The 12,886-nt window shown below is 66.9% G+C and carries 6 protein-coding genes and 1 CRISPR repeat array; of the genes, 2 read left to right on the forward strand and 4 right to left on the reverse strand.

Features of this window, described 5'->3' with window-relative positions; translation table 11 throughout:
• The first annotated feature begins 833 nt into the window (after positions 1 to 833).
• Together ACYQ2W_RS11115 and ACYQ2W_RS11120 are read left to right on the forward strand one after the other, a co-directional pair.
• Complete coding sequence (locus ACYQ2W_RS11115; RefSeq protein WP_459866497.1) at positions 834 to 2,996, forward strand: type I secretion system permease/ATPase; 2,163 nt, start codon at positions 834 to 836, stop codon at positions 2,994 to 2,996.
• On the forward strand, positions 2,993 to 4,405 hold the full coding sequence (locus ACYQ2W_RS11120; protein ID WP_459866500.1) for an HlyD family type I secretion periplasmic adaptor subunit: 1,413 nt from the start codon (positions 2,993 to 2,995) through the stop codon (positions 4,403 to 4,405). Before ACYQ2W_RS11115 ends, ACYQ2W_RS11120 begins: the two co-directional genes overlap by 4 nt.
• Before the next feature lie 204 nt (positions 4,406 to 4,609).
• Here ACYQ2W_RS11120 and ACYQ2W_RS11125 read toward each other — a convergent pair whose 3' ends face one another.
• From ACYQ2W_RS11125 to ACYQ2W_RS11140, 4 genes are all read right to left on the reverse strand, one after another.
• Entirely contained in the window at positions 4,610 to 5,806 is a 1,197-nt protein-coding gene (locus tag ACYQ2W_RS11125) for a hypothetical protein (RefSeq protein WP_459866503.1), read from the reverse strand.
• 196 nt (positions 5,807 to 6,002) lie between these two features.
• The gene (locus ACYQ2W_RS11130) at positions 6,003 to 7,493 is read right to left on the reverse strand and encodes a DHA2 family efflux MFS transporter permease subunit (RefSeq protein ID WP_459866506.1); all 1,491 of its coding nucleotides are present in this window, start codon (positions 7,491 to 7,493) and stop codon (positions 6,003 to 6,005) included.
• Positions 7,490 to 8,512 carry an efflux RND transporter periplasmic adaptor subunit gene (locus ACYQ2W_RS11135; RefSeq protein ID WP_459866509.1) on the reverse strand — a complete coding sequence of 341 codons (1,023 nt, stop codon included), beginning with the start codon at positions 8,510 to 8,512 and terminating at the stop codon, positions 7,490 to 7,492. Before ACYQ2W_RS11135 ends, ACYQ2W_RS11130 begins: the two co-directional genes overlap by 4 nt.
• The gene (locus ACYQ2W_RS11140) at positions 8,505 to 8,987 is read right to left on the reverse strand and encodes a MarR family winged helix-turn-helix transcriptional regulator (protein WP_459866512.1); all 483 of its coding nucleotides are present in this window, start codon (positions 8,985 to 8,987) and stop codon (positions 8,505 to 8,507) included. The genes ACYQ2W_RS11135 and ACYQ2W_RS11140 overlap by 8 nt, the downstream gene beginning before the upstream one ends.
• Positions 8,988 to 9,568: 581 nt before the next feature.
• Positions 9,569 to 12,364: direct repeats of the CRISPR family, unit length 36 nt; unit sequence CTATTCCCCGGCTTTTTGCCGGGGCCTCATTGAAGC.
• The last annotated feature ends 522 nt before the right edge of the window (positions 12,365 to 12,886 follow it).

Here is a 12,886-nt window from a genome sequence, read left to right on the forward strand (position 1 = left end):
ATCCCATTCGTCTAATAATGCGGCTGACGAACTCAGGGATGAAAAAACCAGCAAAGCCAGGGATACTCGTCGCTGTTTTCGATCAAGCGATCCTACCCCCATTCTTACCCCCTACCCGCCAGCCACCCGAGCGCTCCGCCAAGCGACACGTAACGACCTTTTCATGCTTACACACCATTGCATTCCCTGAATATAGGAGATTTCTGAAATGCATTGGATTTTTCCTCCTGCCCATCGTGATGAAATTCGTTACAAGACACCCATTTTCCACACGCCCTATAATCCGTTTTCTTACATATTCACCATTCCAAAACCCAACGGGACTATTCAATCATCTCACTGGCGCTGATTAGCCCATGTCAACTTACCGATCCGCCGGTCAAATCACGAGTAGGCCCTGCACAGCAGGTATCGGGAAAACCCCTTTCTTAACCAAGGAATATTCTTAGTTGCACACCCGCAACTTCCTGGCGCCCACATCAATCCGTCCCAACGCTGTAAGCTATTTCCCACAATCTCTCTTGCTTTTCCTACATACAACATTCACATCGATAGGCAGAATGTAAAAAAGGCTATGTCTGAAGTTGGCTGTTGCGACATTCCTTGAATGTAGGAGCGGCCCCTCTAGGAGCCGCGATGGCGCCATGTCCGTTCCTGCCACTTGCCAAATCGAGGCGCCTCACTCCGTCGTGATCGCGGCCTAGGGGCCGCTCCTACAGTGAACCGCGGTGCTATCAATCGATCGCAACACGTAATTCAGACATAGCCGAAAAAATGTCGTGGCGGATTGTTCATGTCAGAACACTACGCCCCAGTGATCGTGGGAGGACCGTTTGTCCGATCAAATCAGGGATGAAGAGACGCCGGGGGCGACCGCCCTCGACACGGGGCTGATCTGCCTGGCGATGATCTGCCGGGTACAGGGAATGGCCGTGGACCCGGCCCAGCTCGCCCACCAGTTGGGCCGGCGCGGCGAGGCGGCGGATACGCAGGATCTGCTGCGGCTCGCCGGCCGCCTCGGGCTGAAGGCGCGCAGCGAGTCGCGCGACTGGGCGGCACTCGCCAAGCTGCCGCTTCCGGCCATCGCCCGCGGGCGCGACGGGGCGTTCTTCATCCTCGCCGCCCTCGACGGCGATCAGGCGCTGATCCACGACCCGCGCCTCGGCCGACCGGAGAAGCTCGCGCGGGAGGCGTTGGAGGCGCGCTGGAGCGGCGAACTGCTACCGATGACCCGCCGCGACGGCGCCGCCGCCGCCGATCGCCGCTTCGACTTCACCTGGTTCATCCCCGCCATCGTCAAGTACCGCCGGCTGTTCGGCGAGGTGCTGGTGGCCTCCTTCTTCCTCCAGCTCTTCGCGCTGATCTCGCCGCTCTTCTTCCAGGTGGTGATCGACAAGGTGCTGGTCCACCACGGGCTCACCACGCTGGACGTGCTCGCCCTCGGGATGCTCGCCGTCTCGCTGTTCGAGGTGGTGCTCGGCGGGCTGCGCGCCTACGTCTTCGCCCACACCACCAACCGGGTCGATGTGGAGCTGGGCGCGCGGCTGTTCCACCACCTGATGAGCCTGCCGCTGGCGTGGTTCGAATCGCGCCGGGTGGGCGATTCGGTGGCGCGGGTGCGTGAGCTGGAGAACATCCGCAACTTCCTCACCGGCTCCTCGGTGACGGTGGTGATCGATCTCTTCTTCACCGTGGTCTTCCTCGCGGTGATGTACTACTACAGCCCGCTGCTCACCGCGGTGGTGCTCGGCAGCATCCCCTTCTACATCGTGCTCTCGATCCTGGTCACCCCGGTGCTGCGCGGGCGGCTGCACGAGAAGTTCAACCGCGGCGCAGAGAACCAGGCGTTCCTGGTGGAGTCGGTCAGCGGCATGGAGACGGTCAAGGCGATGGCGGTGGAGCCGCAGATGCAGCGGCGCTGGGAGGATCAGTTGGCGGGCTACGTGCGCGCCTCGTTCCGCGCCGCCAACCTGGGCAACGTCGCCGGCCAGTCGGCGGGCTTCATCAACAAGGCGACCACCGTGCTGCTGCTGTGGGTCGGCGCCCACGCGGTGATGGACGGCGATCTGACGGTGGGCCAGCTGGTCGCCTTCAACATGCTCGCCGGCCGGGTCAGCGGGCCGATCCTGCGCCTGGTGCAGCTGTGGCAGGAGTTCCAGCAGGCGGGGATCTCGGTGCAGCGCCTGGGCGACATCCTCAACTCCCAGCCGGAGCCGGCGGCCAACCGGCGCCGCGCCGCGCTGCCGCCGATCGCCGGCAAACTGTCCTTCGAACGGGTCACCTTTCGCTACGCGCCCGACCGCCCGGCGGTGCTCAGCCAAGTGTCGCTCGCCATCCCCCGCGGCCAGGTGCTGGGCATCGTCGGCCGCAGCGGCTCGGGCAAGAGCACACTGGCCAAGCTGGTGCAGCGGCTCTACGTGCCGGAGGCGGGGCGTGTGCTGGTGGATGGGGTCGATTTGGCGATGGCCGACCCGGCGTGGCTGCGCCGCCAAGTGGGGGTGGTGCTGCAGGAGAGCTTCCTGTTCGACGCCACGGTGGCGGAGAACATCTCTCTGACCGATCCCGGCGCGCCGATCGAGCGAGTGGTGCGCGCCGCGCAACTGGCCGGCGCCCACGAATTCATCCTGGAGCTGCCCCACGGCTACGATTCGCGGGTCGGCGAGCACGGCTGCAACCTCTCCGGCGGCCAGCGCCAGCGCCTGGCCATCGCCCGCGCGCTGCTCACCGATCCCAAGGTGCTGATCTTCGACGAGGCGACCAGCGCGCTGGACTACGAGTCGGAGCGGGTGATCCAGGAGAACATGGCGCGCATCTGCAACGGGCGCACGGTGCTGATCATCGCCCACCGCCTCTCCGCGCTGCGCAGCGCCCAGCGCATCGTGGTGGTGGAGCAGGGGCGCATCGCCGAGGACGGGAGCCACGAGCAACTGCTCGCCCGCGGCGGCTACTACGCCCGGCTGTTCCACCACCAGTCGGGGCGGGAGGCGGCGGCGTGAGCGCGCTGGCCGGGCTGCGCCACCACCTGCGGGTGTTCGCCGAGGTGTGGCGGAATCGCGAGCGGCTCGGCCCGGCCGACGGCCGCCCGCGCGGAGAGACCGATTTCCTGCCCGCCGCCCTGGAGATCCAGCAGACCCCGCCGGCCCCCGCCGGCCGGGCGATCCTGTGGACGGTGATCCTGTTCTTCCTCTGCGCGCTGGCCTGGGCCACCTTCGGCAAGGTGGACATCATCGCGGTGGCCGGCGGCAAGATCATCCCCGGCGAGCGGGTGAAGGTGATCCAGCCGCTGGAGATCGGCACCATCGGCGCGATCCGGGTGGAGGAGGGGCAGGCGGTGCGCGCCGGTGACACCCTGATCGAGCTGGACGCCACCGCCAGCGAGGCCGACCGCAAGCGGTTGGAGCAGGAGCTGGCCGCCGCCCGTCTGGAGGCGGCGCGGCTGCGCGCGATGCTGGAGGGGATCGAGCGCGGCAGCACCCCGCAGATCGAGGCCGTCCCCGGCGTGCAGGACGAGGCGCGCATCGCGGTGCAGAACGCCCTGCTCCAACGGCGGCTGGAGGAGTTCCGCGCCAAGGTGGGAGAACTGGAGAGCGCGCGGGAGAAAGGCGAGGCGGAGATCGCGGCGATGGAGGCCGACGTGGCGCGGATCGAGGCGACCCTGCCGCTGATCACCAAACGGGCCACCGCGCTGAAGGCGCTGGCCGGCAAGCGGATGGCCGCCGAGCAGCAGTACCTGGAGCTGGAGGAGCAGCGCATCGACCGCCGCCAGGAGCTGGTGGTATTGCGCAGCCGCTTGAAGGAGTCGCGGGCGGCGATCGCCGAGAGCGGCCATCGCCTCGACGGCTACCGCGCCCAGTTCCGCAGCGACCTGCTGTCGCGGCGGGCGGAGGCGGAGCGCAAGGTGGCGGGGTTGCGCGAGGAGTACGCCAAGGCGCGGCTGCGCGCCGGCCAGCAGACCCTGGTGGCGCCGGTGGACGGGGTGGTGCAGCAGCTGGCGGTGCATACCGTCGGCGGGGTGGTCACCCCGGCCCAGGAGCTGATGCGCATCGTCCCCCGCGACGCCGCGCTGGAAGTGGAGGCGTGGGTGGCGAACCGGGACATCGGCTTCGTCCGCGAGGGGCAGCGCGCCGAGGTGAAGGTGGACGCCTTCCCCTTCACCAAGTACGGCATGCTCGACGCCGAGCTGGTCAAGCTCTCCGACGACGCGGTGGCCGACGAGCAGCGCGGGCTGGTCTACGCCGCGCGGGTGGCGCTGGCCCGCACGGTGATGGACGTCGAGGGCAAGCGGGTCAACCTGAGCCCCGGAATGACCGTCACCGTGGAGGTGAAGACCGGCCGGCGGCGGCTGATCGAGTTCTTCCTCGCGCCGCTGCTACGCTATCGCCAGGAGAGCATCCGCGAGCGGTGAGCGGCGCACCTCTTTCGCCACGAGGCATCCGGTCGCTCGGGGACGCTGAGGGAATTCGAACTTGCGCCGTTCCACCTGACACGGCGCCCGCGGGGCGCCCTATAGGGCGCCCCGCGGGCGCCGTGTTTGAAGGATCTGCCAACCATCCCCCGCGTCGCGGCGTACCCAACCTCTCCTCCCCCGTCGGCCGAAGTGCCTCGGCGCTCAATCCCGCCACCGCCGCCACGGCACGAGATCGTACCCGAGCAGGAGCAACACCAGGACCACCGAGGTGTAGAACAGGACCTCGCCCTCATCCCGCTGCCGCTCCAGCCATCGGGTTGTCCTTTCGCGGGTCACTACCACCGCCCCGTCCACCGACACGCTGAGGACCCGGTTCCGCCAAATTCCGGGACCTGCGTGCCGGCGGTACCACTCGACACGGGCGGATTTCCCGTTCAGCTCACGCCACCGCTTCTTCGCAACGCAGGAATCAATTCTCCCGCTCATCGGCCCGCAGTCCAGGCGGACGGAGCCACCCGCCTCCACGATGCTCAAGGCGTAACTGAACGGTCCGGTGCTGGTGAAATGCAGCGGCCCGGTGGAGACCTCCGAGCGGCCGACGGGCGGGATAACGAGGTTCATATTGTAGAAGGCGGGCGTCATCAGCCCGGCGACGCACAGGACGAGGAGAAACGACCGGCCGACGATCGTCCAGCGGTTGGCCCGGGCCTGCGCCGCCAGCTCCCGCAAGGACATCGCCCACCAGTGCCTGCGCGGCGGCCCCTCCGCGGGTCTCGTCACCTCGCGATAGGCCGGGTAGTCCAGGCGGGAGCCCCACTGCCGCGCCACATCGGGGGGCGGCGCCCCTTCATAGGGATCGAAGCGACAGGCGACGTCGTCGATGACCCGATAACCGCTGGCCGGGGGCTCCGCGGTGTGCCGAAGGCAGTAGATCGGCACGCGGAGGAAGCGTGCGGCCGGCGTCGCCAGGCGGACCATCTTCCGGCGGAAACGGGCGCGCAGGCCGAGATCGACCATCGCCCCGTCGGTCACCAGGATCGCCCGCCAATAACAGCCGAAGCGGAACACGGATATCTCCTCGACCAACACGTGCCGCGGCGCGTCGATCGTCACCGTCACCTCGGCGCCCGTTGCCTCGACCAGCGACAGCTGCCGCTCGCACCGATCGATGTGGATGACCCCCGCCTCACGCGAACGAAACAGCCCGAGCAGAAACAGCAGGAGGAACCCCACTCCACCGGGGAGAAAGAACAGGGAGAACGACCACATCCCGGCGGATAGCGCCCCCACACCGATGAAGATCATGGGCAGCGCCGGGATCAGCGCCAGCCACCCCGGCGGCGACCGCTGTCCAAGCGGTCGCACCGGCCGGATCGTCATCACATCCTCGTTGCGCATCCCGGCGTTTCCAGTGGCTCATGGGGGGAGGAGATCGATAGGATATCAAGCGCCCCCCTTATAGGGCGCCCCGCGGGCGCTGTGCGCGGCGACTCCGCCACGCGGTACGCCGCCACGGTGTATCCAACCACTCGGACCCGCCGGGGGGAAATTCCAGCCCCGGCCGTTTCGTTCGGCACGGCGCCCGCGGGGCGCCCTATGCCGGGCGCTGGTGCCGCATGACGAAAACCAGCGGGATCATCGCCGCGAAGGCCACCGCGACGAAGGTGTAGGCGTCGAGGAAGGCGATCATCTGCGCCTGCCGCCCCAGCTCGGCGGCGAGCACCCCGGCACCCCGCGGCGAGCCCGCCGACAGGCCGAGGCCGTGGAGGTAGTCGGCCACCGCCGGGTTGAACGGGTCGATGTGACCGCCGACGTTATGCCAGGCGACCGCGGTGTGGCGGGTCAGCACGGTGGCCACCAGGGAGATGCCGATGCCCGAGCCGATGGTGCGCAGCAGGCTGTAGACACCGGCTGCCTCGGCGGCGAAGCGCTTCGGCAGGGTGGAGAAGGCGAGCGTCGACAGCGGCACGAAGACCATCCCCAGCCCCATCCCCTGCAGCGCCATCGGCACGATGATCCAGGCGTAGCCCATCACCAGGCTGTAGCGGGTGGTCATCCACCCGCCGAGGGTGAAGATCATGATGCCGCTGACGATCAACGCCCGCGGATCGACCCGCCCGATCAGCCGGCCGACCAGCATCATGGAGAACATCGAGGCGAGTCCGCGGGGTGCCAGCATCAGCCCGGTGGTGAGGGTGGGATAGCCCATCAGCCCCTCCAGCATCAGCGGCTGGAGCAGCATCGAGCCGAACAGGCCGAGGCCGAGGAAGGCCATCAGCAGGCTGGCGGTGGCGAAGTTGCGGTCGGCGAAGATCGCCGGGTGGAACAGGGTGTGGCCGCGGTAGCCGCGCGCGTGCAGGAAGTAGCCGACGAAGCCGACCGCCGCCAGGTAGGCGGCGAACTGGATCGACGGGGCGGTGAACCAGTCGTCCTGGTTGCCGCGGTCGAGCAGCCACTGCAGCGCGCCGATGCCCAGCGTCAGCAGGCCGAGCCCCATCCAGTCCATCGCCCGTTCGCGCCGCTCGCCCTCCGGCACGTAGGCCAGCGTCAGCAGGATCGACAGGATGCCCACCGGCAGGTTGATGAAGAAGGTCCAGCGCCACGACAACGCCTCGGTGAGCCAGCCGCCGAGGGTCGGGCCGAGGATCGGCCCGACCATCACCCCCATGCCCCAGATCGCCATCGCCCGCCCGCGCTCCCCGGCGGGGTAGGTGGCGACCATGATCGACTGGGAGAGCGGCACCAGGGCGGCACCGGCGATCCCCTGGAAGAGGCGGAACAGCACCACCTCGCCGAGCCCGCCGGCGATGCCGCAGAGCAGCGAGGAGAGGACGAAGCCGCCGATGCTGACGATCAGGAAGCGGCGCTGCCCGAAGCGGTCGGTGAAGTAGCCGGTGAGCGGCATGAACACCCCGGAGGCGACCAGATAGCTGGTCAGCACCCAGCTCACCTGATCCGGGGTGGCGCCCATCTCGCCCTGGATGTGCGGCAGGGCGACGTTGACGATGGTGGTGTCGAGGGCCTGCATCACCGTCGCCGACATCACCGCGACGGTCACCAGCAGGCGGTTGACCTCCCGGCTCATGTGCGCGGCGGCGTTTCACGCCCGGCGACGAAGGCCTTCTTCACCGTGGTGTCGACGGTCACCTCGGTGCTGGTCCCGACGCGCAGCGGGAAGGCCGGATCGGGGGCCTCCAGGCGGATGCGCACCGGCACCCGCTGGGTCACCTTGACCCAGTTGCCGCTGGCGTTCTGCGGCGGCAGCAGCGAGAAGACCGCCCCGGCGGCGCCGCTGACGCTCTCCACCCGGCCCGCGAAGTGGTGGCCGGGATACATGTCCACCACCACGTCCACCGGCTGGCCCGGCGCGATCCGCGCCAGCTGGGTCTCCTTGAAGTTGGCCTCCACCCAGTGGCGCTCCGCGCAGATCAGCACGAAGACGTTGTCGTCGGCCCCCACCACGTCCCCCGGGCGCAGTTTCACCTGGGAGACCTGACCGTCGCAGGCGGCGCTCACCCGGGTGTTGTCGAGCTGCCAGCGGGCGCGGTCCAGCGCCGCTTTGGCCGCCACCACCCGGTCGTTGTCGTCGCCGGCGGCGCCGAGGCGACGGCGCGCCTCGTCGAGGCCGGCCCGCGCCACCTCCAGGTTGGCCTCGACACTGTTGAACTCCGCCTCCGCGTCCTCCACCCCCTGGTGCGACAGGTAGTCCTGCTTGACCAGGTGGCGGGCGCGCTCCGCCTTCGCCCGCGCGTTCTCCCGCAGCACCTCGCGGTGGTGCACCTCGGCCCCGGCCGAGACCACCGCCGCCTGCGCCTGGGCCACCTCGCGGCGAGCCAGGGCGAGCTGCGCCTCGGCCTCGCGCACGGCGAAGCGGAAGGTATCGGGGCTGATCGCGAAGAGCAGCTCACCGCGCCGGACCCGCTGCTGGTCCACCACCTGCACCGCCTCCACCCGGCCGGCCACCCGCGCCGCCACCCGCACCACGTCGGCGCCGATGTAGGCGTCGTCGGTGCTCGGGTAGCGGGCGCCGTAGGCCTGGTAGCCCCAGATCGCCGCCACACCGACGCCCACGACGGCCGCCAACAGAGCGATCTTTCTACGCATGACGCTTCTCCAGGGGGTTCTCCGCGGGGTTCTCCGCGGGGCGCTCCGGCCCCTCGGCCCGCCGTTTGATGGTGTCCAGCACCTGCACGCAAACCACCAGTTCGTCGTGCGGGATGGTGGCGAGCAGCTCGTCGCGCAGCGCGGCGGCGATGGCGCGGATCTCCTCGATGGTGGCGTGGGCCCGTGCGGTCAGGTGGACCGTCTTCGCCCGCCGGTCGGTGGGCGACTCGCGCCGCTCGACCCAGCCGTCGGCGGCCATCCGGTCGAGCAGCCGGGCCAGCGACGGCCCCTCGATCCCCAACCACTGCGCCAGGGTCTTCTGCACCACCCCGTCGCCGCGCCGCGCGAGGAACACCAGCACCCGCCAGCGCGACTGGCTCAACCCCAGCGGTCGCAGCCGCTCGTCGAGCCGGGCGCGCCACAGGTGGCTGAGCTCACCGATGAGCGGGCCCAATTGGTCGATGGTCGATAGCATCGCGGCGTTTGGTTCCCAGCTATTAGTTAGCCAGCTAACTATTGTCCCGGTTCCGTGGGTGGAAGGCAAATCGGGGACGGAGGCGGTGGGGCGTGGGGGAAGGTCAAAGGTCAAAGGACCTTCGTTCAACGCCGCTCAATCATCAGGTGCTCACCGACCGGCCAGTCAACCCTCATGGCGCCGACGCCCCTTTCACCTTTCGCTATCGCCCCCCCCCACAGAACTCCCAACACCCTTGCCACCGTTGCCCGGTTCAGCCACCATGGAATGGCCGGCCCCGTCCGTCGAAACGGTCCGGGGTCGACACCGTGCAACGTCGCGGTGTGGCGCGAGGGAGATGGTCAGCGATTGACCATCTCCGGTGGACGGCGACCCGCTCGCCGCCCGTTTGCGAGCGGTCCGGTGATGACCGAATCCCGGGGGGACCGCTCGCAAAACGCCAGCTCTTTGAAAAATAAGATGAAAACGGGTGCCGCCAAACGGTTGGAAGGGGTGTTTTCTGTGGATAACTTTTCGGCGAACAGGGACCGCTCGCAAAATGGGCCTGAAACCCTTGCGCTGCAAGGGTTTCAAACGGGTCCCTATTCCCCGGCTTTTTGCCGGGGCCTCATTGAAGCCCGGGAAACGGCATCCCGCAGCTGCGCGGCCACCGCCTATTCCCCGGCTTTTTGCCGGGGCCTCATTGAAGCCCGCCTCCGCACCGCGCGGCGGGTGGTGCCGGGAAAGGGCCCTATTCCCCGGCTTTTTGCCGGGGCCTCATTGAAGCCCATGAAACGACGGATAAACCATTGATTGATATTGGCTATTCCCCGGCTTTTTGCCGGGGCCTCATTGAAGCCCGCCGTGATCCACCGAATCCGCACCCAAGCTCGACACCCTATTCCCCGGCTTTTTGCCGGGGCCTCATTGAAGCTCGACCTGCTGCACCAGGGAGGCCATTACCCCACCCTATTCCCCGGCTTTTTGCCGGGGCCTCATTGAAGCGATCGGATGACGTGGATTCCGTCGCTGCTGATGTGCTATTCCCCGGCTTTTTGCCGGGGCCTCATTGAAGCGGTGGCGAAGGTCATGGTTGTTTCTCCGATTGTTGATCCTATTCCCCGGCTTTTTGCCGGGGCCTCATTGAAGCCTTCCACACCAAGTTGTGTTTTTGCATAGTGATATGCCTATTCCCCGGCTTTTTGCCGGGGCCTCATTGAAGCCTCGCCAGAGGATCTTGCTCGGGTTGATATGCCGGCTATTCCCCGGCTTTTTGCCGGGGCCTCATTGAAGCCTGCGCTGAATGGGGTGGCGAGGTACGCGGCGGTTCCTATTCCCCGGCTTTTTGCCGGGGCCTCATTGAAGCCGAGACGAAGTGTTAAAGGCTGCTCCTACTGAGGGTCTATTCCCCGGCTTTTTGCCGGGGCCTCATTGAAGCAGCGCCTGCGCACTGCGCTCCAGCTCGCGAGCCGTCTATTCCCCGGCTTTTTGCCGGGGCCTCATTGAAGCCTGGCATCGAAGAACGCCCGCACTTCCGCCGTGCCCTATTCCCCGGCTTTTTGCCGGGGCCTCATTGAAGCCAGACGGATTCGCTGCTGCTCGCGACGCCACCGACCTGCTATTCCCCGGCTTTTTGCCGGGGCCTCATTGAAGCGGCGCGATTTCCGCGTAGTGCGGTGGCGCCCGCCCCCGCTATTCCCCGGCTTTTTGCCGGGGCCTCATTGAAGCCCGACCCCCGGAATACAGGGCGGAGTCGCCAAGAACTATTCCCCGGCTTTTTGCCGGGGCCTCATTGAAGCTCGTAAACGCAGGGGGGGAGGTGTTTGTTTGCTTTCTATTCCCCGGCTTTTTGCCGGGGCCTCATTGAAGCCATGTGGAACACCCTACGCTCCTCCGGGGTCACGCCCCTATTCCCCGGCTTTTTGCCGGGGCCTCATTGAAGCCTCCGTAACGTCGCTCTCGTCTCCGATGGCGACCACCTATTCCCCGGCTTTTTGCCGGGGCCTCATTGAAGCTCATCGACCTCTCCGTAGATCACCGCCCTACCGTTGGCTATTCCCCGGCTTTTTGCCGGGGCCTCATTGAAGCGTGCCTCCGTTGTCGCCTAACCACGGCGTCGAGCAGACTATTCCCCGGCTTTTTGCCGGGGCCTCATTGAAGCCGTTTGCCGCGGCGCACGGAGAAGCCGAAGGTGATACCCTATTCCCCGGCTTTTTGCCGGGGCCTCATTGAAGCAAGGAGACAGGGGGCGCAATCATCCGCAGCAGGAACCCTATTCCCCGGCTTTTTGCCGGGGCCTCATTGAAGCTTGATGCCGGCGACCGCCTGGGCGGCATTACCCATTTGCTATTCCCCGGCTTTTTGCCGGGGCCTCATTGAAGCGTCGAGTCCGACGTCGCCGACGCGGCCGGTATCGACAACTATTCCCCGGCTTTTTGCCGGGGCCTCATTGAAGCAGCTCCTGCTGCCGCATCGCCAACCGCTTCTCCGCCCTATTCCCCGGCTTTTTGCCGGGGCCTCATTGAAGCATTCCGGAAAGGTTTTGCCCCTCCCTGAGGGTTAGACTATTCCCCGGCTTTTTGCCGGGGCCTCATTGAAGCTGCTCGGCGAGGCCGGGGATCTGCCCGGCCTGGCGCTATTCCCCGGCTTTTTGCCGGGGCCTCATTGAAGCGACGCCGCCCGCTGGGTCGCCGACGGCATGCCCGATCTATTCCCCGGCTTTTTGCCGGGGCCTCATTGAAGCGGCTGTGAAGCCGATCCGGCGTCGGGGCCGATCCTCTATTCCCCGGCTTTTTGCCGGGGCCTCATTGAAGCCCGTAGACCGGCCAGGGTCGACGCAATGTCCGCTCCGCTATTCCCCGGCTTTTTGCCGGGGCCTCATTGAAGCGGATCGGCGAGCGCTGGGTGGGGACGATCTACCCCGCCTATTCCCCGGCTTTTTGCCGGGGCCTCATTGAAGCTCGACATCCATGCCCAGCCTGCGGGCAATTAGTCCCCTATTCCCCGGCTTTTTTGCCGGGGCCTCATTGAAGCCACAGTTTCAAGATGCACGCATTCACCGGTGCGGGTCCTATTCCCCGGCTTTTTGCCGGGGCCTCATTGAAGCCGCGCCTCGTTGCCCATGTTGAGCCCCTGCACACCACCCTATTCCCCGGCTTTTTGCCGGGGCCTCATTGAAGCCTAGTGTCTTGGGGCACATCTCTGACCTGGTGCGCGCTATTCCCCGGCTTTTTGCCGGGGCCTCATTGAAGCGGGATGTGATCTCCGGCGAATCAAGAACCAACGAGGCTATTCCCCGGCTTTTTGCCGGGGCCTCATTGAAGCGGCGCCGGCTATCTCGGCTACAGCCATCATCGCAGCTCCTATTCCCCGGCTTTTTGCCGGGGCCTCATTGAAGCCGCGACAGCGTGGGCACCACCTTCGCCACCTCATCCCCTACCCAGCGGGGATTCGCAACGGCCAACGGGAACGATCCAGTCTCGGCCACTGTCATCGGGTGCAGTCGTTCGCCCGCTCCCAACTCCCCGTAGGAGCGGCCCTTAGGCCGCGATCGGATCGGAGTGGGACGCATCGGTTCGATTGGTGGTGGGTGCGGACACGGCGCCATCGCGGCCTGGGGGCCGCTCCTACCCAGAGGGGATTCGCAACGGCCAACGGGAACGATTCAATCTCGGCCACTGTCATCGGGTGCAGTCGATCGCGCGCTCCCGATCCCCCGTAGGAGCGGCCCTTAGGCCGCGATCGGATCGGAGTGGGGCGCATCGGTTCGATTGGCGGTGGGTGCGGACACGGCGCCATCGCGGCCTGGGGGCCGCTCCTACCCAGCGGGGATTCGCAACGGCCAACGGGAACGATCCGGTCTCGGCCACTGTCATCGGGTGCAGTCGATCACCCGCTCCCGATTCCCTGTAGGAGCGGCC

The sequence above is a fragment of the Endothiovibrio diazotrophicus genome (assembly GCF_054657215.1).

Excerpts from the sequence above, each read along its gene's own strand:
- ACYQ2W_RS11125 (WP_459866503.1), bottom strand. The coding sequence starts at position 5,806 with ATGCGCAACGAGGATGTGATGACGATCCGGCCGGTGCGACCGCTTGGA.
- ACYQ2W_RS11140 (WP_459866512.1), bottom strand. The coding sequence starts at position 8,987 with ATGCTATCGACCATCGACCAATTGGGCCCGCTCATCGGTGAGCTCAGC.
- ACYQ2W_RS11135 (WP_459866509.1), bottom strand. The coding sequence starts at position 8,512 with ATGCGTAGAAAGATCGCTCTGTTGGCGGCCGTCGTGGGCGTCGGTGTG.
- ACYQ2W_RS11130 (WP_459866506.1), bottom strand. The coding sequence starts at position 7,493 with ATGAGCCGGGAGGTCAACCGCCTGCTGGTGACCGTCGCGGTGATGTCG.